At 72.4% G+C, this 20,286-nt stretch carries 18 protein-coding genes and 2 pseudogenes; 14 read left to right on the forward strand and 6 right to left on the reverse strand.

Translation table 11 applies throughout. The features are described 5' to 3' along the window. The first annotated feature begins 6 nt into the window (after positions 1–6). From IPZ69_RS02835 to IPZ69_RS02860, 6 genes and pseudogenes are all read left to right on the forward strand, one after another. Complete coding sequence (locus IPZ69_RS02835) at positions 7–993, forward strand: carbohydrate ABC transporter permease (protein ID WP_235452174.1); 987 nt, start codon at positions 7–9, stop codon at positions 991–993. Further along, positions 986–1,867, forward strand: coding sequence for a carbohydrate ABC transporter permease (locus IPZ69_RS02840; protein ID WP_235452027.1), 882 nt, complete (start codon positions 986–988; stop codon positions 1,865–1,867). Before IPZ69_RS02835 ends, IPZ69_RS02840 begins: the two co-directional genes overlap by 8 nt. Positions 1,868–1,893: 26 nt before the next feature. Continuing rightward, entirely contained in the window at positions 1,894–3,258 is a 1,365-nt protein-coding gene (locus IPZ69_RS02845) for a GH1 family beta-glucosidase (protein ID WP_235452028.1), read from the forward strand. A 144-nt stretch (positions 3,259–3,402) separates the two neighbouring features. Next, positions 3,403–5,273: pseudogene (locus tag IPZ69_RS02850) on the forward strand (discoidin domain-containing protein). A 101-nt stretch (positions 5,274–5,374) separates the two neighbouring features. Beyond that, complete coding sequence (locus IPZ69_RS02855; protein ID WP_235452029.1) at positions 5,375–5,980, forward strand: hypothetical protein; 606 nt, start codon at positions 5,375–5,377, stop codon at positions 5,978–5,980. 60 nt (positions 5,981–6,040) lie between these two features. Beyond that, positions 6,041–6,781 carry a YcnI family copper-binding membrane protein gene (locus IPZ69_RS02860; RefSeq protein WP_235452030.1) on the forward strand — a complete coding sequence of 247 codons (741 nt, stop codon included), beginning with the start codon at positions 6,041–6,043 and terminating at the stop codon, positions 6,779–6,781. 115 nt (positions 6,782–6,896) lie between these two features. Here the strand turns inward: IPZ69_RS02860 and IPZ69_RS02865 are convergent, their stop codons facing one another. Next, the gene (locus IPZ69_RS02865; protein WP_235452031.1) at positions 6,897–7,658 is read right to left on the reverse strand and encodes a CDP-alcohol phosphatidyltransferase family protein; all 762 of its coding nucleotides are present in this window, start codon (positions 7,656–7,658) and stop codon (positions 6,897–6,899) included. A gap of 107 nt (positions 7,659–7,765) precedes the next feature. Between IPZ69_RS02865 and IPZ69_RS02870 the strand changes: the two genes are divergently transcribed. From IPZ69_RS02870 to IPZ69_RS02890, 5 genes and pseudogenes are all read left to right on the forward strand, one after another. Next, positions 7,766–8,758, forward strand: a complete 993-nt coding sequence (locus IPZ69_RS02870) for a zinc-dependent alcohol dehydrogenase (RefSeq protein WP_235452032.1) — start codon at positions 7,766–7,768, stop codon at positions 8,756–8,758. Positions 8,759–8,911: 153 nt separating this feature from the next. Beyond that, the gene (locus tag IPZ69_RS02875; RefSeq protein WP_235452033.1) at positions 8,912–9,310 is read left to right on the forward strand and encodes a 6-pyruvoyl trahydropterin synthase family protein; all 399 of its coding nucleotides are present in this window, start codon (positions 8,912–8,914) and stop codon (positions 9,308–9,310) included. Further along, positions 9,307–10,491: a glycosyltransferase family 4 protein gene (locus IPZ69_RS02880; RefSeq protein ID WP_235452034.1), complete on the forward strand. Its 1,185-nt coding sequence runs from the start codon at positions 9,307–9,309 to the stop codon at positions 10,489–10,491. The genes IPZ69_RS02875 and IPZ69_RS02880 overlap by 4 nt, the downstream gene beginning before the upstream one ends. Next, positions 10,488–11,588 carry a class I SAM-dependent methyltransferase gene (locus IPZ69_RS02885; protein ID WP_235452035.1) on the forward strand — a complete coding sequence of 367 codons (1,101 nt, stop codon included), beginning with the start codon at positions 10,488–10,490 and terminating at the stop codon, positions 11,586–11,588. The genes IPZ69_RS02880 and IPZ69_RS02885 overlap by 4 nt, the downstream gene beginning before the upstream one ends. An 86-nt stretch (positions 11,589–11,674) precedes the next feature. Beyond that, positions 11,675–12,694: pseudogene (locus tag IPZ69_RS02890) on the forward strand (lysylphosphatidylglycerol synthase transmembrane domain-containing protein); the annotation flags it as partial. Positions 12,695–12,789: 95 nt separating this feature from the next. On the opposite strand, the gene IPZ69_RS02895 reads toward IPZ69_RS02890, so the two are convergent. Further along, positions 12,790–13,554 (reverse strand): creatininase family protein, encoded by a 765-nt coding sequence (locus IPZ69_RS02895; RefSeq protein ID WP_308407420.1) that lies wholly within the window; start codon positions 13,552–13,554, stop codon positions 12,790–12,792. Between the two features lie 38 nt (positions 13,555–13,592). On the opposite strand from IPZ69_RS02895, the gene ribA reads away from it, so the two are divergent. Continuing rightward, entirely contained in the window at positions 13,593–14,252 is a 660-nt protein-coding gene (gene ribA / locus IPZ69_RS02900) for a GTP cyclohydrolase II (protein ID WP_235452037.1), read from the forward strand. A 122-nt stretch (positions 14,253–14,374) separates the two neighbouring features. Then, complete coding sequence (locus IPZ69_RS02905; protein WP_235452038.1) at positions 14,375–15,520, forward strand: NAD(P)/FAD-dependent oxidoreductase; 1,146 nt, start codon at positions 14,375–14,377, stop codon at positions 15,518–15,520. 32 nt (positions 15,521–15,552) lie between these two features. Here IPZ69_RS02905 and IPZ69_RS02910 read toward each other — a convergent pair whose 3' ends face one another. From IPZ69_RS02910 to IPZ69_RS02920, 3 genes are all read right to left on the reverse strand, one after another. After that, the gene (locus IPZ69_RS02910) at positions 15,553–16,776 is read right to left on the reverse strand and encodes a serine hydrolase domain-containing protein (protein ID WP_235452039.1); all 1,224 of its coding nucleotides are present in this window, start codon (positions 16,774–16,776) and stop codon (positions 15,553–15,555) included. 78 nt (positions 16,777–16,854) lie between these two features. Next, complete coding sequence (locus IPZ69_RS02915) at positions 16,855–18,201, reverse strand: MFS transporter (protein WP_235452040.1); 1,347 nt, start codon at positions 18,199–18,201, stop codon at positions 16,855–16,857. Next, positions 18,198–18,782, reverse strand: coding sequence for a TetR/AcrR family transcriptional regulator (locus tag IPZ69_RS02920; protein WP_235452041.1), 585 nt, complete (start codon positions 18,780–18,782; stop codon positions 18,198–18,200). Before IPZ69_RS02920 ends, IPZ69_RS02915 begins: the two co-directional genes overlap by 4 nt. Positions 18,783–18,893: 111 nt before the next feature. On the opposite strand from IPZ69_RS02920, the gene IPZ69_RS02925 reads away from it, so the two are divergent. Continuing rightward, the gene (locus IPZ69_RS02925) at positions 18,894–19,334 is read left to right on the forward strand and encodes a PPOX class F420-dependent oxidoreductase (RefSeq protein ID WP_235452042.1); all 441 of its coding nucleotides are present in this window, start codon (positions 18,894–18,896) and stop codon (positions 19,332–19,334) included. Here the strand turns inward: IPZ69_RS02925 and IPZ69_RS02930 are convergent. Beyond that, positions 19,331–20,215 (reverse strand): NAD(P)-dependent oxidoreductase, encoded by an 885-nt coding sequence (locus tag IPZ69_RS02930; RefSeq protein ID WP_235452043.1) that lies wholly within the window; start codon positions 20,213–20,215, stop codon positions 19,331–19,333. The two genes, IPZ69_RS02925 and IPZ69_RS02930, sit on opposite strands and share 4 nt — an antisense overlap. Between the last annotated feature and the right edge of the window lie 71 nt (positions 20,216–20,286).

The following is a 20,286-nucleotide window of genomic DNA, read 5'->3' on the forward strand; positions in this document are numbered from 1 at the left end:
GGCACCATGACGACCGCCACCGAGGTCAGGAAGCCGGTGCACAAGAGCTCCCCCGGGGCGGCGCGCCACCCGCGCCGCCCCGGGCGGATCCGCCGCGTCTCCCTGCCCTACCTGCTTCTTCTGCCCGCCCTGGTGCTCGAACTCCTGGTCCATCTGGTGCCGATGGTGATAGGCATCGTGATGAGCTTCAAGGAGCTCACGCAGTTCTACATCCGCGACTGGGGCAGCGCCCCCTGGTCCGGTCTCGACAACTACTCGATGTCGGTGGACTTCAACGCCCCCGTCGGCGAGGCGCTGCTGCACTCCTTCCTCGTCACCGTCGGCTTCACTCTGCTGTCGGTGGCCCTGTGCTGGCTGATCGGCACGGCCGCCGCGATCTGCATGCAGGACACCTTCCGCGGCCGCGGCCTGCTGCGCGCCCTGTTCCTGGTGCCGTACGCGCTGCCCGTCTACGCGGCCGTCATCACCTGGGTGTTCATGTTCCAGCACGACAACGGCCTGGTGAACCACGTCCTGCACGACCAGCTGCACCTCACCGACAAGCCGTCCTTCTGGCTGATCGGCGACAACAGCTTCTACGCCCTGCTGACCGTGTCCGTGTGGAAGGGCTGGCCGTTCGCCTTCCTCATCGTGATGGCCGGCCTGCAGAACATCCCGAAGGAGCTGTACGAGGCGGCCGCGCTGGACGGCGCCGGGATGTGGCAGCAGATCCGCCGCATCACCCTGCCGTCCCTGCGCCCCGTCAACCAGGTGCTGGTCCTGGTCCTGTTCCTGTGGACCTTCAACGACTTCAACACGCCGTACGTCCTGTTCGGCAGGTCCGCCCCCGAGGCCGCGGACCTCATCTCGGTCCACATCTACCAAGCGTCCTTCGTCACCTGGAACTTCGGCACCGGCTCGGCGATGTCCGTCCTGCTGCTCCTGTTCCTGCTCGTCGTGACGGGCACGTACCTGCTGCTCACCTCACGCGGACGGAGGGCCGCAGATGTCTAGCCCCGCCGCCTCCCGGATTCCGTCGGTCTCCCCGACGGCCCCACCGCGCTCCTTCCTCTGGACCCGGCGGATCTTCCTCACCCTGCTCACCGGCTTCGTCCTGGTGCCGGTGTACGTCATGATCTCCAGTTCGCTGAAGCCCCTGGCGGACGTGACGGGCAAGTTCCGCTGGCTGCCGCGCGGGCTGACGATCCGCCCGTACATCGACATCTGGTCGACGGTCCCGCTCGCCAAGTACTTCGCGAACTCCCTGATCGTGGCGGGCGCGGCGACCGTCTGCTCGGTGGTGATCGCGGTGTTCGCCGCGTACGCCGTCAGCCGCTACAGCTTCCGCGGCAAGCGCGTCTTCACGGTCACCGTGCTGTCGACGCAGATGTTCCCCGGCATCCTCTTCCTGCTGCCCCTGTTCCTGCTGTACGTCAACATCGGCAACGCCACCGGCATCGCCCTGTTCGGCTCGCGCGGCGGCCTGATCCTGACGTACCTCACCTTCTCCCTCCCGTTCTCGATCTGGATGCTCATCGGGTACTTCGACTCGGTGCCGCGCGATCTGGACGAGGCGGCGCTGGTGGACGGCTGCGGACCGCTCGGCGCGCTCTTCCGCGTCGTCGTGCCGGCCGCGATCCCCGGCATCGTCGCGGTCGCCGTCTACGCCTTCATGACCGCCTGGGGCGAGGTCCTCTTCGCCTCCGTCATGACCAACGACACCACCCGCACCCTGGCCGTCGGCCTCCAGGGCTACTCCACGCTCAACGACGTGTACTGGAACCAGATCATGGCCGCGTCGCTGGTCGTGAGCGTGCCCGTGGTCGCGGGCTTCCTGCTGCTGCAGCGCTATCTCGTCGCGGGACTGACGGCGGGCGCCGTCAAGTGAACCCGCCCCGTTCCGAAGGGACTTACGTGTCCGAACGCATCGACCTCGCCGCACTCCCGCACGACTTCCTGTGGGGCACGGCCACAGCGGCGTACCAGATCGAGGGAGCCGTCGCCGAGGACGGCCGCGCCCCGTCGATCTGGGACACCTTCTCCCACACCCCCGGAAAGATCGCGGGCGACGACCACGGCGACGTCGCCTGCGACCACTACCACCGCTGGCGCGAGGACATCGCCCTCATGCGCCGGCTCGGCACGAACGCCTACCGGTTGTCGATCGCGTGGCCGAGGGTGTTCCCCGGCGGCGACGGCCCGCTCAACCAGAAGGGCATCGACTTCTACGACCGGCTGGTCGACGGCCTGCTGGAGGCCGGCATCACCCCCTCCGTCACCCTCTACCACTGGGACCTGCCCCAGGCGCTCCAGGACCGCGGCGGCTGGCCCGAGCGGGCGACCGCCCTCGCGTTCGCCGACTACGCCTCGGCCGTCGCCGAACGCCTGGGTGACCGCGTGCGACTGTGGGCCACCCTCAACGAGCCCTCCTGCTCGGCCTGGATCGGCCACCTGGAAGGCAAGATGGCCCCGGGCCTGACCGATCTGACGGCCGCCGTCCGCGCTTCCTACCACCTGCTCCTCGGCCATGGCCTGGCCACCCAGGCGATTCGCGCGGCCGCCCCGGCCGCCCAGGTCGGCATCGTCAACAACCTCTCCACCGTGCACCCCGCCACTGACCGCCCCGAGGACGTGGCGGCCGCCCGGCGCCACGACGGCCACGTCAACCGCTGGTGGCTGGACCCGGTCCACGGCCGCGGCTTCCCGGCCGACATGCGTGAGGTCTACGGCGTCGAACTCCCCGAGCAGGAAGGTGACTTGGCGACGATCGCCGCCCCGCTGGACTGGCTCGGCCTCAACTACTACTTCCCGGCGTACGTGGCCGACGACCCCTCCGGCCCCGCGCCCTACGTCTTCTCGGTCCGCCGTGAGGGCGTCCGGCGCACCGGCATGGACTGGGAGATCGACGCCGACGGCATCGAGACCCTGCTCCTGCGCCTGACCGACGACTACGGCGCCCGCAAGATCTACATCACCGAGAACGGCTCCGCCTACCCCGACGTGGTCCGCCCCGACGGCACCGTCGACGACCCCGAACGCCAGGAGTACCTGGTGAACCACCTCGCGGCCTGCGCAGCGGCGGCCCGCAAGGGCGCCCCGCTGGCCGGCTACTTCGCCTGGTCGCTGCTCGACAACTTCGAGTGGGCGTACGGCTACGACAAGCGCTTCGGACTGGTCCACGTCGACTACCGCACGCAGGTCCGCACCATCAAGGGAAGCGGACACCGGTACGCGGACATCGTGCGCAGCCACCGCGGACGCACACGCAAGGCCGCCTGAGGAGGACCCCCGGTGGGCGCGCGTGCGGGAGCGCGCGCCCACCGCGAGGGGACCGACAGGCGAGTGAAGTGGCGAGTGAAGTGACATGAGCACGCCACACATGCACACGTCCATGCACACCCCCACCTCCCCAAGGAGAGCCGCATGGCATCCCGCACCTTACGCATGCTCCTGAGCGCACTCGCGACGCTGGCGTTCCTGGGCGCGAGCCCGGCACTCGCCGCCCCCGCCCCCTCCGCCGTGGCCCCGGTCTGGGACACCGACCGCGCGGCCACCGCCTACGCCGCGAACCCGGCCGCCGTCACCGCCTCCGGCAGCGAGAACGCCGGCACCACGCCGGGCCTGGCCTTCGACGCGAACGGCGCGACCCGTTGGTCCAGCAACTTCGCCGACGACGCCTGGATCCGTCTCGACCTCGGTACGACGATCCGCGTCGACCGGGTCGTCCTGGACTGGGAGGCGGCGTACGGCAGGAAGTACGTCCTGGAGGCGTCCCGCAACGGCACCGACTGGACCCCCTTCTACACCGAGACCGACGGCACCGGCGGCACGATCACGGCCCACACGTACCCCCAGGAGGTCACCGGCCGCTACATCCGCCTGCGCGGCATCGAACGCGCCACGCCCTGGGGCTACTCACTCTGGTCTTTCAGGGTCTACGGCGGCGAACCGACCCCGGGCTCCACCACCCGCAGCAACCTCGCCCTGAACCACCCGGCGTACTCCAACTACTACCAACACGCGGGGAACTCACCGGCGTTCGTCACGGACGGCGGCCGGCCCGCCAACCTCAAGGACGACACGACCCGCTGGTCGAGCGACTGGAACGCCGACCGCTGGATCTCCGTGGACCTCGGCGCCCCGTCCACGATCTCCTCCGTGGACCTGTATGGGAGGCGGCCTACGCCGTCGACTACCAACTCCAGGTCTCCGACGACAACCGCACCTGGCGCACGGTCCACCAGCCCTCGGCCGCGGAAGTCGCCACGCGCCGCGCGAACGTCAAGCCCCCCTCGGAGGCAACGGGCCTGCACGACGCGATCACCCTCCCGTCTCCGGTGTCGGGCCGCTACATCCGCACGCTCGGCAAGGAGCGCCGCTCCTTCTACAACCCGGCCCCCTACACGGCCCAGTTCGGCTACTCCCTCTACGAGTTCGAGGTCTGGGGCACGGGCGGCAGCGCGGTGGCGGCCTACCCCGCCCTGCCGACGGACCAGTCCGGCACCTACCGCACGACCTTCTTCGACGACTTCACCGGAGCCGCCCTCGACCGCTCCAAGTGGCGGGTCGTGCGCACCGGCACGGAGATGGGCCCGGTCAACGGCGAGTCACAGGCGTACGTCGACTCGACGGACAACGTCCGCACGGAGAACGGCAATCTGATCCTCGGCGCCAAGTACTGCAAGGGCTGCACGCAGGCGGGCGGCGGCACCTACGACTTCACCTCCGGCCGCATCGACACCAGCACCCACTTCGACTTCACATACGGCAAGGTCAGCGCCCGTATGAAACTCCCTGTCGGCGACGGCTTCTGGCCCGCCTTCTGGCTGCTCGGCAGCAACGTCGACGACCCGTCCGTCTCCTGGCCCGCCTCCGGCGAGACCGACATCATGGAGAACATCGGCTACCCCGACTGGACCAGCTCGGCCCTCCACGGCCCCGGCTACTCGGCGGACGGCAACATCGGCGCCCGCCAGACGTACCCGAACGGCGGCACGGCGGACCAGTGGCACACGTACGCGGTGGAGTGGACACCGACGGCACTGCGCTTCTCCGTCGACGACCGCGTGGTCCAGGAGACGACCCGCAACAAACTGGAATCCACGCGGGGCCAATGGGTCTACGACCACAACCAGTACGTGATCCTCAACCTCGCCCTCGGCGGCGCCTACCCCGCCGGCTGGAACAAGGTGACGAGTCCCTACTGGGGGCTGCCGCAGTCGAGCGTGGACAAGGTCGCGGGCGGGGGAGTGCGGGCGGAGGTGGACTGGGTTCGGGTGGAGCAGAAGGGGTGACCGGTTGAACCACGCGGGCAGCCGCGTGCGTTCGTGTGCATCCGGGCGGAATCACGGGACCACCGCCACGCGGACGACTCGCGCGTGACAGGATCCCGACCATGAGCGCATCCCCGGCGGTAAGGAGCCTGCGCGCCGCCGTGTTCGCCGCGGTGTGCGTGTTGCTCGCTGCCGCCGGGCACGGGCTGGCGATGGGGGCGATGCCGCCGTTGTGGGCCGACGGGGTCGGATTCCTGGTCGTGTTCGTGGCGGGGTGGCTGCTCGGCGGGCGGGAGCGGTCGCTGGCGGGGATCGGTGCGGCCATGCTCGTCACCCAGGCGGGGCTGCACGTCGCCTTCGACGCGGCCCGCCCCGCCGCGCCCATCTCTGGACACGCCATGCGGATGGCGGCCATGCACGGCCACACCATGGCCGCCGTGGTCACCCGTCCGCACGCGCTCACCGCCCACGCCACCGTCGCCCATGTCCTCGCCGCCCTCCTCGCCTCCTGGTGGCTGCGGCGCGGTGAGGTCGCCCTGTGGTCGCTGTTGCGGCGGGCCGTCGCGTGTGTGCCCGGGCTTGTCGCCTGGTGGCGGGACACGCCGTTGCCCGTGTCGCCGGAACGTCCTCGGCCGGTCCCGGTCGTCGTCGTTCCGGCGCGACGGCTTCCGATACGTCATGCCGTGAGCCGGCGTGGGCCCCCGGTCCGGATCCCGTACTCGATCTGACCCCCCATCACTCCTTCAGTACGTACGGAGATCCACTCGCCCATGTCTGCCATTTCTTCCATGACTGCCAAGTCCAGGAACCGCACCATCCTGCGCCGCGTCTCGACCGTCACCGCCCTCGCCGCCGCCGGGGTTCTCGCCGCCGCGGGTGTCGCCTCGGCGCATGTCACCGTCCACCCCGAGAGCTACGCCAAGGGCGCCACGGACGGTCTGCTGAGCTTCCGGGTGCCCAACGAGGAGGACGGCGCGAGCACCACCAAGGTTCAGGTGTTCCTGCCCACCGACCACCCCGTCCTCGGTGTGCTCGTGCATCCGCAAGGCGGGTGGACCGCCAAGGTGACCACCACCAAGCTCAAGACGCCGGTCAAGACCGACGACGGGACCATCGGCGAGGCCGTCTCCGAGATCACCTGGACCGGGGGCAAGATCGGCCCGGGGCAGTTCGAGGACTTCGACGTCGCCTTCGGGCAGCTGCCGCAGGACACCGACGAGCTGACCTTCAAGACGCTCCAGACGTACTCCGACGGCAAGGTCGTCCGCTGGATCGAGCAGGGCGGGGAGGAGGAGTCGGAGAATCCCGCCCCGGTGCTGAAGCTCACCGCCGCCGACAGCGAGGCCCCCGCCGCGACGGCCACGAAGGACGGCGGCGCCAAGACCGGTTCCACGGCAGCCGCCACCGGCTCCGGCGACTCCAGTGACTCCACCGCCCGCGGTCTCGGCATCGCGGGCCTGATCGTCGGCGTGCTGGGCCTGGCGGCCGCCGCGTTCGCCCTCGTACGGAGCCGGTCGGCGCGCTCGTAGCGCGGCCGAGCGGGAGACGAGCGGGAAACGGGAAGCGGGAAGCGAGCGGGAAACGGGAAGGGCCCGGATCAGTTGCTGATCCGGGCCCCTCCCTTCGCGTCGACCTCTCAAGTGGTCACCTGGCGACGAGCTCCAGCATCTCCTGGGCGGGCGCCTCCTGGACGATCCGGGACCTGCGCCACAGCCACAGCACGTCCCGCCCGAACGACCACAGCAGCGAGCCCAGCGCCAGCAGCGCCACGGCCAGGTTCGCGATGTGCGGGAGCAGTTCGGAGCCCGCCAGCAGCAGGCAGACGCCCTGCAGCGCGGCGACCGTCTTGCGGGCGAAGGACGGCGGCAGCGGCGCGTTCAGCCAGGGCGCCACGCGGGCCGCGGCGACGAACGCGTAGCGCATGCCGCCGATCAGCAGCACCCACGGGCCGAGCTGCATCGACACGTACACGCTCAGCACCAGGATCAGGAACGCGTCGACCTCCATGTCGAAGCGGGCGCCGAGCGCGGTCGAGGTGCCGGTGCGCCGGGCGACCTTGCCGTCGACGCCGTCCAGGATCAGGGCCACGGCCGTCAGGCCGACCAGCAGCGTCACCGGCGGCGAGCTCTCGAAGGAGTCCGCGACCAGCGCCGTCACCCCGCCGACCAGCGTCGCCCGGCCCAGGGTGACCCGGTTGGCGGGGCCGAAGGAGCGCAGCCGGGAGCGGTGCAGCGCCCGGGAGAGCACCGCCCAGGAGGCGATCGCGAACGCCAGGCCCGTCAGCCAGCCGGCCGGCCCCATGCCGATCGCCGAGCCCAGCAGGGCCAGCAACAGGATCTGCACGCCCGCTCCCACAGCGGTCTCCTGCTGGACCAGCCTCGCTTCGTAAGTGTTGTTCAGGGCCACCGCACGTCCTCCGGCCGAGTGACAGAGTCGATCAACGCCGCGTACTGTGCGCGGCCTGTGCACATCTCGGTACGTGAACAACTTCCCGATCGTTCAGGAGGATGCCGATGAACCGCTCCGCGCGCGCGTTCTGGCTCCGCTCGCCCGGCCAGGGCGAGCTCCGTGACCACGCGCTGCCCGCGCCCGCCGAGGGCGAGGTCGTGGTGCGCTCGCTCTACTCCGGAGTGAGCCGCGGCACGGAGACGCTCGTCTTTCGCGGCGGCGTTCCCGAGAGCCAACACGCCGCGATGCGGTCGCCGTTCCAGGAGGGCGACTTCCCCGGTCCGGTGAAGTACGGCTACCTCAACGTCGGCGTGGTCGAGGAGGGACCGGACGAGCTGACGGGCCGTACCGTCTTCTGCCTGTATCCGCATCAGACCCGTTACGTCGTTCCGGTGAAGGCGGTGACCCCCGTGCCCGACGGCGTGCCCGCCGAGCGGGCCGTCCTCGCCGGCACCGTGGAGACCGCCGTGAACGCCCTGTGGGACGCGACACCGCTGATCGGCGACCGGATCGCGGTGGTCGGCGGTGGCATGGTCGGCTGCTCGGTGGCCGCCCTGCTGGCCCGCTTCCCCGGCGTACGGCTGCAGCTGGTCGACGCCGATCCGGCCCGCGCCAAGACCGCCGAGGCGCTCGGCGTGGCCTTCGCCGCGCCCGAGGACGCGCTCGGCGACTGCGACCTGGTCGTTCACGCCAGCGCCACCGAACAGGGCCTCGCCCGCTCCCTCGAACTCCTGCGCGCCGAGGGCACGGTCCTCGAACTGAGCTGGTACGGCGACCGGCGCGTCGCCCTCCCGCTCGGCGAGGCCTTCCACTCCCGGCGGCTCACCGTGCGCAGCAGCCAGGTCGGCTCCGTCTCCCCGGCCCGCCGCTCCAGCCGCGACTACGCCGGCCGGCTGGCCCTCGCCCTCGACCTGCTCACCGACCCCGCGCTGGACGCCCTCATCACCGGGGAGAGCGCGTTCGAGGAGCTGCCGGAGGTCATGCCGAGGCTCGCCTCGGGGGAGCTCCCGGCCCTGTGCCACCGGGTCCGCTACGGCGACCAGGGCGACACAGACTGACGGATTCGCACAATCCAGGACGACGAAACGGCCTGACCTCAGAAAAGAGTGAGAGAGGGCTGAACACGGGGAAGCGAAGAGCCGTACTACACGGCATCCCGCGGCAGGCATCAGCCGAGGGAACCAGACGCGCCGCACCTGGAGGGTCGTCCGTTGTTCAGCATCACCGTCCGCGATCACATCATGATCGCCCACAGCTTTCACGGCGAGGTGTTCGGGCCCGCGCAGCGCCTGCACGGTGCCACGTTCCTCGTGGACGCGACGTTTCGCCGCGAGCAGCTGGACGACGACAACATCGTCGTCGACATCGGACTGGCCACGCAGGAACTGGGCGCCGTCGTCAGCGAGCTGAACTACAGAAACCTCGACAACGAGCCCGACTTCGCCGGTGTCAACACCTCCACGGAGTTCCTGGCCAAGGTCATCGCCGACCGGCTCGCCGAGCGGGTCCACAAGGGCGCGCTGGGCGAGGGCGCCCGGGGGCTCGCGGGCATCACGGTCACCCTGCACGAGTCGCACGTCGCCTGGGCGAGTTACGAGCGTGCCCTGTGACCGACACGACCATGGACCGTGCGCCGTCCCTGACCTTCGTGCCCGCCCAGCGCGCGGCCCTCGACCACGTCGGGATCGTCCCCATGTCCCTGCGCACCGTGCACTTCGTGATGCCGGGCGGCGTCGACGACCCGGCCCAGCCCAGCGGCGGCAACGCCTACGACCGGCGGCTGTGCCTGGACCTGCCCGGCTTCGGCTGGCAGGTCACCCCGCACGCCGTGGACGGGACCTGGCCCCGCCCCGGCCGGGCCACCCGTGACGAACTCGCCCGCACGCTGCGGGAACTGCCGGACGGCGCGGTCGTCCTGCTCGACGGTCTGGTCGCCTGCGGCGTCCCCGACATCGTCGTCCCCGAGGCCGCGCGCCTGCGCCTCGCGGTGCTGGTCCACCTCCCGCTCGGCGACGAGACGGGCCTCGATGCGGCGGTGGCGGCGGACCTCGACGCCAAGGAGCGCGAGGTACTGCGGGCGGTACCCGCGGTCGTGGCCACCAGCGACTGGGCGGTCCGCCGCCTCGTCTCCCACCACGGCCTCGCCCCCGACCGCGTGCACGTCGCCGCGCCCGGCGCCGACATCGCCCCCCTCGCCCCCGGCACCGACGGCGTCTCGCGCCTGCTGTGCGTGGCGGCGGTGACCCCGCGCAAGGGGCAGCACCGGCTGGTCGAGGCGCTCGCCGCGGTACGGGACCTGCCGTGGAGCTGCGAGTGCGTCGGCGGCCTCGGGAACGATCCCGAGTACGTCGCCCATCTGCGGTCCCTGATCGAGAAGTACGGCCTGACGGACCGTCTGCATCTGGCGGGCCCCCGCTCAGGCGCCGCGCTCGACGCCAGCTACGCCGCCGCCGACCTCATGGTCCTCACCTCGTACGCCGAGACGTACGGCATGGCGGTCACCGAGGCGCTCGCGCGCGGCATCCCGGTGCTGGCCACGGACGTCGGCGGCCTGCCCGAGGCGGTCGGCCGCGCCCCCGACGGCGGCGTGCCCGGCATCCTCGTCCCGCCGGAGGACCCGGCCGCCCTCGCCGCCGAACTGCGCGGCTGGTTCGGCGAGGCCGATGTGCGCCGGCGCCTGAAGGCCGCCGCGCGCGGCCGCCGCGCGGCCCTCGACGGCTGGGCGACCACGGCCCGCAGCCTGGCCGGAGTCCTGCACCGGCTCCCCGACGAACCCCGGAGGGCGGCATGAGCCAGACGACCACCACCACCCAGTCCGGGGGGATCCCGGCCCAGCCGGGCCCGCGGGACCTGACGGGCGCGGAGCGAGAGGGCACCCCGACCATGCCGGAGCCCACCACACCGACCACCGCAGATTCGACCGTGCCGGAGCCCGGCGCGGCGACCGCCGCCGTGGAGACCGACGCCGGACCCGCCGTGGTCATCGCCGGTGCCGGGCCCGTGGCGCGGCCCGGGGAGCGGGCCACCGTACGGCTGCGGGAGGACGTGTCCGACGAGCCGCCCCGGTACGCGCCCGAGTGGCTGCAGCTGCGGGAAGAGGCCGACGCGGCCGCCCGGGCGCTCGATCTGCTCGACCCGCTGCGGATCCGGCTCGCCAACCTGCCGGGCCGCTGCGGCGGTCTGGTCGTGCACGACGTGGGCTGCGGCACCGGCTCGATGGGCCGCTGGCTCGCGCCGCGCCTGGACGGCGCCCAGCACTGGGTCCTGCACGACCGCGACCCCTACCTGCTGCACTTCGCCGCCGTCGCCTCCCCGCGCGCCGCCGGCGACGGCAGCCGCGTCTCGGTGGAGACCCGGCGCGGCGACGTGGCCCGGCTGACCCGGGACGCGCTGGCCGGCGCCTCGCTGGTGACGGCGTCCGCGCTGCTCGACGTCCTCACCCGCGAGGAGGTCGAGACGCTCGCCGACGCCTGCGTCGGTGCCGGCTGCCCCGCGCTGCTCACCCTCTCCGTCGCCGGGCGGGTCGAACTGACCCCGTCCGACCCGCTGGACACCGAGATCGCCGAGGCGTTCAACGCCCACCAGCGGCGCGGCGGCATGCTGGGACCCGACGCGATCACCGTGGCCGCCGAGGCGTTCTCCGAGCGCGGCGCCACGGTGAAGGTGCACCCGAGCCCCTGGCGGCTGGGCCCCGAGGAGGCCGCGCTGACGGCCCAGTGGCTGCGCGGCTGGGTCGGCGCCGCCGTCGAACAGCGCCCCGAACTGCGGGAGCGCGCCGACCGCTACCTCCAGGACCGGCTGGCCGCCTGCGAGGCCGGCGAGCTCGACGTCGTCGTCCACCACAGTGACCTGCTCGCCCTGGTCCGGCCGACGGGCGGAGCGTCATGAGCGCGCACACGGCGGGGCCGCAGGCGGTGGGCGCCGAGGCGTTGTCCCGGACGGCACGAACGGCCCCGCACACGCGCGTGGCGCCGATGCTCACGACCCGCACGTGCTCGCACCTCGGCGACACGGCACGGGTCGCGGCGCCCCCGCGCGTGCCCACGGCGGCAAAGACCGCCGCCCCGGAGGCGGCCGCCCCACCGGCCCCCGCCCGGGGCGGCGGTCCGCGCCGTTTCCTCGCCCGCCTCAACACCCACGCCGTGCGCACCCACTTCGGCACCGTCGCCGGCGTCGCCATCCTCACCGCCCTGCTGTGGCGGCTGGGCACCGGCGTCCTCCTCGACGGACTGCGCCGGATCGACACCGTGACCCTGCTGGCGGCGCTCGGCATCGGCGTCGTCACCACCGTGTTCAGCGCCTGGCGCTGGCAGTTGGTGGCCCGGGGCCTGCGGATCCGGCTGCCGCTGGGGCCCGCCGTGGCCGACTACTACCGGGCGCTGTTCCTGAACGCGGCCCTGCCCGGCGGAATCCTGGGCGACGTGCACCGGGCGGTCCGGCACGGGCAGAGCGCCGGCGACGTCCGGCGCGGGGTCAAGGCGGTCGTCCTGGAACGGGTCGCCGGTCAGGTCGCGCTGACCGTGTTCGGCGCGGTGGTGCTGCTGACGCTGCCGTCCCCGGTCCGCGACGACGCCCGCAACTTCGCCCCGCTGGTGGCCCTCGCCGCGGCGGGCGCGCTCGCCGTCGTCCTCGCCGTCCGCCTGAACCGCGCGCCCTCCCGGCGCGGCGGCGCCCTGCGCAACACCCTCGCCGAGGCGCGCGAGGGCCTGCTGTCCCGCGCCAACGGGCCCGGCGTCGCGCTGTCCTCCGCCGTCGTCCTGGCCGGGCACCTGGCGATGTTCGTGGTGGCGGCCCGGGTCGCCGGATCGGCCGCGTCCGTCGCCGTGCTGATGCCGATCGCGGTCCTCGCCCTGGTCGCCATGGGCCTGCCGCTGAACATCGGCGGTTTCGGCCCCCGCGAGGGCGTCACCGCCTGGGCGTTCGGCGCCGCGGGCCTGGGCGCGAGCAGCGGGGTGGCCGTCGCCGTGGTGTACGGGGTGCTGAGCTTCGTGGCGAGCCTGCCCGGCGTCGCCGTCCTCCTCGTCCGCTGGTACGGCGGACTGCGTGCCGGGACCGCCGCGACGGAGCCCGGTCACGCTCCCCACGCCGGTTACCCGCGTTCGTCCGCGGACGTGAGCAACTCGGCATACGCTCCGAAGGATTCGGCGAGGCTCGCCAGCAGTTCCTTGCCCTTTTCCGCCGACCCCAGGGAAGGACGGCCGATGACACCCGATTCGGTATAGGCGGACATTCCCACGGTGAGCAGATGACGGCGGTCGTCCGCGACGAAATCGGCGGACTCGTAACCAGGGCGGACGAATTCAGGATGAGCGTGCAGCAGAATGGAGGTCTCGATTTCCCCCGCGTGCATGTCGGTCAGCAGCGAGGTGAGGACCCCGGCCCGCTCCCGCGCCGCCTCCCAGTCCTCCGCCGCCGGGAACAGCGCCATCCGCTCCCCACGCGCGGAGGCTTCCTGTACGACGTTCCCCAGCACATAGTTGCCGCCGTGGCCGTTGACCACGACGAGCGCGTCGACGCCCGAACGGCGCAGCGACGCGGCGATGTCCCGTACCACCGCATGAAGCGTCACGGAGGAGATGCTGACGGTCCCCGGCCAGGCAGCGTGTTCGTGCGAGCAGGCGATCGTCACCGGAGGAAGGAGGTGCACCGGGTACGCCGCGGCGATCTCCCGGGCGATGGCACAGGCGACGAGCGTGTCGGTCGCGAGCGGAAGGAACGGCCCGTGCTGTTCGAAGCTTCCGACGGGAAGGACGGCGATCTGTGGTGAGACGCCGGCCCCCCGCGTCCGTACGTCCTGTGTGGTGTCCTCCGGCAACAGACCGTATGCCTCCGTACGCGCGCCCGAACCACTCATCTTTTCACGGCCTTTCGTCTCTGCTTAGGAATCAGATCATGACAGAAAACATCGGCGTACTCGGCAAGAAGTCCCCGCGGCGTTCGGGCGCGGAACGGGTTGTGAATGCCCCGCTGCCCACCGTGTACGGGAAATTCCAGGCGGTCGGTTACCTCGACCACGACCGCGGCGACGAGCAAGTGGCCCTGGTCTACGGAGACATCGGCACCGAGAACGTGCTGACCCGGCTGCACTCGGAATGCCTGACCGGTGACGCGTTCGGCTCCCAGCACTGCGAGTGCGGCGACCAGTTGGCCTCCGCGCTGCGCGCGGTCGTCGCGGAGGGCAGCGGCATCGTCGTCTATCTGCGGGGCCACGAGGGCCGGGGCATCGGCCTGCTGGCGAAGCTGCGCGCGATGGCCCTGCAGGCGGAGGGCCTGGACACCGTCGAGGCGAACCTGGCCCTGGGCCTGCCGGTCGACGCCCGCGACTACCGCGTCGCCGCCGAGATCCTGCGCGACCTGGGCGTCCGCTCCGTACGTCTGATGTCCAACAACCCGCGCAAGCGCGAGGCGCTGCTGCGGCACGGCATCGAGGTCGCCGAGCAGGTACCGCTGCTGATCGAGCCGTGCGAGAACAACATCACGTATCTGCGGACCAAGCGGGAACGAATGGACCACAACCTTCCCCATCTGGACGCGGTCGCCCACTGGTCCTGATTCGCCCGGCGGCGGTCCGGACAGGATGAGGGTGACATCGTCCACCGCGACGGCGGCGGGCCCGGCACCCAGGACGCCGCGGCGGCCGGGGTCGTGGTCCGCGCGGCAAAGGAGGCAGAGGCGTGAATCTCCAGGCCCGGGTCGTGATCGTGGGCGGCGGTGTGATGGGCACGAGCATCGCCTACCACCTGGCGAGCGCGGGCGTACGGGACGTCGTCCTGGTCGAGCGGGACGAACTGGCCGCCGGGTCCACCTCAAGGGCGGCGGGCGGGGTGCGGGCGCAATTCTCCGACGAGCTCAACATCCGGCTCGGGGCCAGGAGCCTGGAGGCCTTCGACCGCTTCGGGGAGGAGATCGGCCACGACATCGGGCTGCACCGGGTCGGCTACCTCTTCCTGCTGTCGACGCCCGAACAGGTCGCCTCCTTCGAGCAGAGCGTCCGGCTGCAGAACTCCCTCGGCGTGCCCAGCCGCCTCATCACCCCCGAGGAGGCCCGCCGCCGCTCCCCGCTGATCACCACCGAGGGGCTGCTCGCCGCCGCCTACTCCCCGGACGACGGGCACTGCACACCCGAAGCCGTCGTCCACGGCTACGCGGCCGCCGCCCGCGCCCACGGCGCCCGCATCCTGCGCCACACCGAGGTCACCGGCATCGAACGCCACGGCGACACCCTCACGGCCGTGACCACGACCCTGGGCCGCATCGCCACCGACACCGTGATTTGCGCCGCCGGCCCCTGGTCCCGGGCGGTCGGCGCGATGGCCGGCGTCGACCTGCCGGTACAGCCGCTGCGCCGCCAGATCGCGGTCACCGAACCCGTCACCGGGCTGCCGCCGAAGCTCCCCATGACGATCGACTTCACCACCAGCCTCTACTTCCACGCCGAGGGCCCCGGCCTCCTCGTCGGCATGTCCGACCCCGACGAGAAACCCGGCTTCGCCACCGACACCCACGACCGCTGGATCCCCCGGCTGTACGAGGCGATGCGGCACCGCGCGCCCGCCCTGCTCGACCTGCGCCGCACGGGCGGCTGGGCCGGCCTGTACGAGAACACCCCCGACCACAACGCCCTGATCGGCGAGGCGACTTCACCGTCCCGTTTCCTGTACGCGACCGGGTTCTCCGGCCACGGGTTCCTCCAGGGACCCGCCGTCGGCGAGGTCGTCCGTGACCTGTACCTCGGCCGCGCGCCCTTCCTGGACGTCGGCCCGTTGAGCGCCGACCGGTTCGCGGCCGACGCCCCGCGCCCGGAGGCCAACCTGGTGTGACCGGGCGCCACCCGTGGCCGCGCCGGGCCGGTTCAGTCCACGACCGCCTCGTGCACGAGCCGCTTCAGCTCCGGGAACACCTTCAGCGTCTTCGGCCGCACCTGGGTCATGAACTGCACGGTCAGGTCGCGGCCGGGGTCCACCCAGAAGGTGGTGGTCGCCACGCCGCTCCAGCCGTAGGCGCCCGGGCTCGTCGGGGCGAGGGTGCGGGCCGGGTCGATCACGACGGAGACGTTGAAGCCGAAGCCGACGCCCGCGTTGCCGGGCTCCTGGTGGGCGGGGGCGCCGAAGGCGCGCAGATCGGCGTTGTCCGGGAGGTGGTTGGCCGTCATCAGGGCCACCGTCGCGGGCGTCAACAGGCGGGCGCCGTCCAGCTCGCCGCCCCGGCGGAGCATCTCCATGAACCGGTGGTAGTCGTGCGCCGAGGCGACCATGCCGCCGCTGCCGGACAGAAACCGCGGGCGCCCCTTGAGCGGCAGCCCCGGGATCGGCTCGATGCCGCCCGCCTCGGTCTCGCCGTACAGCTCGGACAGCCGCTCCTCCTGCTCCGGCCCGATGTGCAGGCCCGCGTCGGTCATGCCGAGCGGCCGGAAGATCCGCTCGGCGAAGAACTCGTCGAGCGGCTGCCCGGACACCACCTCGATGACCCGGCCGAGCACGTTGGAGGCGACGGAGTAGTTCCACTGCGTTCCCGGCTCGAACTGCAGCGGCAGGCTCGCGTACACGTCGACCGTCTCGGCGAGGTTCGCGCCCGGCGGCACCGAGGACTCCAGCCGGGCCGCGCGGTAGAGGGCGTCGACGGGGTGGGAGTAGTAGAAGCCGAAGGTCAGGCCCGCGGTGTGGGTGAGCAGATGCCGGACCAGGATCGGTCCGGCGGCCGGGCGGGTGCGTACCTCGTCGCCGGAACCGCCCTCGTACACCCGGGGGTTGGCGAAGACCGGCAGGTGGCGCTCGACCGGGTCGTCCAGCGACAGCCGGCCCTCCTGCACCAGCAGCAGGGCGGCGACCGCGGTGACCGGCTTGGTCATGGAGTAGATCCGCCACAGCGTGTCGGCCTCGACCGGCAGCCCGGCCGCGACGTCGCGGTGGCCGTACGTGGTGAGGTGGGCGACACGGCCGCCGCGGGCCACGGACACCAGATAGCCGGGCAGGCGCCCTTCGTCGACGTGGTGGGCGAAGTACTGGTCGAGGCGGTCGAGCGCCTTCGCGTCCAGTCCGGCCTCGTCCGGGTCGACGTCCTGACGTAGTGGTGCCATGGCTCTCCTCAAGTCGCGCCGTACGCGGTGCGGTCCGGCCTGCCCCGCCCCTGGGACGGCCTTGGAACCCACCGGTTCTCATCGTCGCGCAGGAACAGCCGCAAGGTCCCGTTCATCGGGGTGTGGTGTGATCGACGCGACGCGGTCGGCGGGCAGTGCGCGGGCCGCCGGCACCGCGAGCGCGGCCACGGCCGCGAGCAGGAGCAGGGTCCGCTCGGTGCCCTGGCCGGCCATCACCGCGCTCGCCACGGCGACCCCCAGCGTCGGGCCGATGTTCAGGGCCGTCTGCTGCAACCCGCCCCCCACTCCGGCCGAGTCGACGTCCGCCTGCCGTACGACGACATGGGTCGCCGCCACCATCACCGTGCCGAAACCGGCGCCCAGCAGCGCGAATCCGCCGCACAGGGCGGCCGTGCCGGACGCCCGCGACAGCACCAGGACGCCGAGCGCGAGGACGGCCACCGCCGCCCCGGTCGTCCGGCGGGCGCCGACCCGGCGCAGCAGGACGGGGCACCCGGGGGCGGCCACCACCATCAGCGCGGCCAACGGCAGTCCGCGCAGGGCGCTTTGGAACGGGTCGAGGCCGAGCGTCCGCTGCAGGACATAGGTGACGGCGAACAGCGTGCCGAACAGTGCCGCCGACGCGGCGACCAGGATGCCCAGCGCCGCGCCCACCGGCGCCGAGCCGATCACCCGCGCCGGCAGCAGCGGGCTCGCGGTGCGCCGCTCGTGCCGGACGAGGACGGCACCGGCGAGCACCGCCACGCCCAGCTCCGGCCAGTACGGGGCGACCAGGAAGTGCACCAGGCAGGCCAGCGTCACCGCGAGCAGCACCGCACCCGGCACGTCCAGCCGGCCGGCGCGCGAGCGCTCCGGCCGCGGCCCGCGCGCGGTGAGGACGAGCAGGCCGAAGCCGAGCGCGGGCAGCACGTTGAGGAAGAACACGGCACGCCAGCCCGGCCCCGTCACCAGCGCCCCGCCCACGACCGGCCCCGCGGCGGCCGCAAGACCGATGGCGCTGGTGCGCACCGCGAGCGGCATCGCGAGCCGGTCCGGCGGGTACGCGGCGCGCAGCATCCCCAGCGTGGCCGGCTGGAGCAGGGCGCCGCACACCCCCTGCACGACGCGCAGCGCGATCACCCAGCCGATCCCGGGCGCGAGACCGATGGCAGCCGACGCCGCACCGAAGCCGAGCATGCCCCAGGCGAACACCCGCCACTGCCCGTAGCGGTCGCCGAGCCGCCCGGCGAACACCAACAGGCCTGCCACCGCGATGAGATAGGCGGTACTCGTCCACTGGACCGCGGCGAACGAGGCGTGCAGATCCCGCTGCAGGGTGGGCTGCGCGACCGTGAAGACCGTACCGTCCAGGGCGACGACCACGGCGCCCACCACGCTGCTCGCCAGCGTCAGTCGGCGGTTCACCGGCCGCCCTCCGGGCCGAGGTGGGCGTCCAGGGCGGAGCACAGCAGCGCGTCGAAGTCCTGGACACCGGTGGCGAGTTGCAGGCTGCCCCAGCCCCACAGCTGGGCGATGCCGTGCAGGTTCGCCCACAACGCGCCGGCGACGAGCCGGGCGTCCGCCTCGGGCCGGACCCCGCCGACCAGCTCGGTCAGCAGGCCGAAGAGCGGCAGGCTCGTCTCCCGCAGGCCCAAGTGGCCGCTCTCCAGCAGGTCGTGGCGGAACATCAGCTCGTACATGCCGGGGTTGTCCAGCGCGAACCGCAGATAGGTCCGGCTCAGCCGGGTCAGTCGCGCGCGGGGACCGACCGTGCCGTCGTCGAGCGCCGCGGCCGCCTGCTGAGCCAGCGCGTCGAAGCCGCGGCGCGCGATCGCCGAGAGGAGTTCCAGATGGGTGGGGAAGTAGCGGCGCGGCGCCCCGTGCGAGACCCCCGCGCGGCGGGCGATCTCCCGCAGGGTGAGCGCCTGGGCGCCCTCGGCGGCCACCAGTTCCACGCCGACGTCGACCAGACGGGTGCGCAGCCCCGCCTCCGCATCACTGTTCATAGACACTGTCTACCAGTCGTGAGTAGACGGTGTCTACCGAATGAGTGGACACCGTCTACGAGTCGGGCCCGCTCGGGAATGCGCGGCCCGCCCGGTCCCGTTGATCCAGACATGACTCAGGACGCGACACAGGACGCACTGCTGAAGCTGCTCTCCGAGCACCACGGCGGGGTGCTGGTCACCCTCAAGCGCGACGGCCGCCCCCAGCTGTCGAACGTGAGCCACGCCTACTACCCGGGCGAGCGCGTCATCCGGATCTCCCTCACCGACGACCGCGCCAAGACCCGCAACCTGCGCCGTGACCCCCGGGCGTCGTACCACGTCACCACCACCGACCGGTGGGCGTACACGGTCGCCGAGGGCACTGCGGAGCTGTCACCGGTCGCCGGCGACCCGCACGACGACACCGTCGAGGAACTCGTCCGCCTCTACCGCGACGCGGCCGGCGAGCACCCCGACTGGGACGAGTACCGGGCCGCGATGGTCCGCGACCGCCGCCTGGTCCTGCGGCTGCGGGTGGAACGGGCGTACGGCATCCCCAAGGGCGACTAGCCGGCCGCCCCCTCGGCGGTGCGGGCCTCGATCGCGTGCAGGACCGCCACCATGTCCTCGCCGCCGTGCCCTTGGGTCACCGTCTCCTCGAAGAGTGCGTGGCAGGTGTCGAGGAGCGGTGAGGCGAGGCCCGCCGCGCGGGCGGCCTCGGCGATCAGCCGGTTGTTCTTGAGGACGTCCAGCGCCGCCGCCTGCACCGCGAAGTCGCGGGTGTGCAGCTTGGGTGCCTTCATCCGGGAGACCCCGCTGGCCATCGGGCCCGCGTCCAGCACGTCCAGGAACAGACGCGGGTCCAGGCCCTGCCGCTCGGCGAAGTGGAACGCCTCGGTGAGCCCGGTGACCAGGGTGATCAGGAACAGGTTCACCGACAGCTTCATCAGCAGGGCGCGGGGCGCCGGACCGCACACGAACGTCTCCCGGCACAGCGGCGCGAGCAGCGGCCGAACGACCGTCACCGCCGCCTCGTCCCCGGCCAGCATCGCCACCAACTGCCCCCGCTCCGCCGGGATCCGCGACCCCGAGACGGGGGCCTCGACATAACTCCCGCCCGCGGCTCGGACGTCGGCCTCCAGGGAGTGGGAGTAGCCGGGCGAGGTCGTGCCCATCGGGACGATCACGCGTCCGGCGACCCGCGCGGCGAACTCCGGCCCGCCACGGGCCAGTACGGCGTCGGTCGCGGCCTCGTCGGCCATCATCAGCAGCACCACGTCCGCCCGCGCGAACACCTCGCCGGGGCCGCTCGCCACCGCCGCGCCGGCCGCGCGCGGCGGCTCCGCGCGAGCCGGGGTGCGGTTCCAGACCACGAGCGGGGTGCCGGCCCGCGCGAGCCGCAGGGCCATGGGCCCGCCCATCACTCCGAGACCGATGAAACCGACGCGCACGGGGGACCGCCCTCCGGCCGGGGGACCGAATATGACAGCGGTCATAGTAGCGGGCGTTATGACGCCGGTCA

The organism is Streptomyces olivochromogenes (assembly GCF_021538895.1).
In the GTDB taxonomy this organism is placed as follows: Bacteria; Actinomycetota; Actinomycetes; order Streptomycetales; family Streptomycetaceae; genus Streptomyces; species Streptomyces olivochromogenes_A.

Coding starts and splice junctions, on each gene's coding strand:
- IPZ69_RS02835 (WP_235452174.1), top strand. CDS start 7: ATGACGACCGCCACCGAGGTCAGGAAGCCGGTGCACAAGAGCTCCCCC.
- IPZ69_RS02840 (WP_235452027.1), top strand. CDS start 986: ATGTCTAGCCCCGCCGCCTCCCGGATTCCGTCGGTCTCCCCGACGGCC.
- IPZ69_RS02855 (WP_235452029.1), top strand. CDS start 5,375: ATGAGCGCATCCCCGGCGGTAAGGAGCCTGCGCGCCGCCGTGTTCGCC.
- IPZ69_RS02860 (WP_235452030.1), top strand. CDS start 6,041: ATGACTGCCAAGTCCAGGAACCGCACCATCCTGCGCCGCGTCTCGACC.
- IPZ69_RS02870 (WP_235452032.1), top strand. CDS start 7,766: ATGAACCGCTCCGCGCGCGCGTTCTGGCTCCGCTCGCCCGGCCAGGGC.
- IPZ69_RS02885 (WP_235452035.1), top strand. CDS start 10,488: ATGAGCCAGACGACCACCACCACCCAGTCCGGGGGGATCCCGGCCCAG.
- IPZ69_RS02895 (WP_308407420.1), bottom strand. CDS start 13,554: ATGAGTGGTTCGGGCGCGCGTACGGAGGCATACGGTCTGTTGCCGGAG.
- ribA (WP_235452037.1), top strand. CDS start 13,593: ATGACAGAAAACATCGGCGTACTCGGCAAGAAGTCCCCGCGGCGTTCG.
- IPZ69_RS02910 (WP_235452039.1), bottom strand. CDS start 16,776: ATGGCACCACTACGTCAGGACGTCGACCCGGACGAGGCCGGACTGGAC.
- IPZ69_RS02920 (WP_235452041.1), bottom strand. CDS start 18,782: ATGAACAGTGATGCGGAGGCGGGGCTGCGCACCCGTCTGGTCGACGTC.
- IPZ69_RS02925 (WP_235452042.1), top strand. CDS start 18,894: ATGACTCAGGACGCGACACAGGACGCACTGCTGAAGCTGCTCTCCGAG.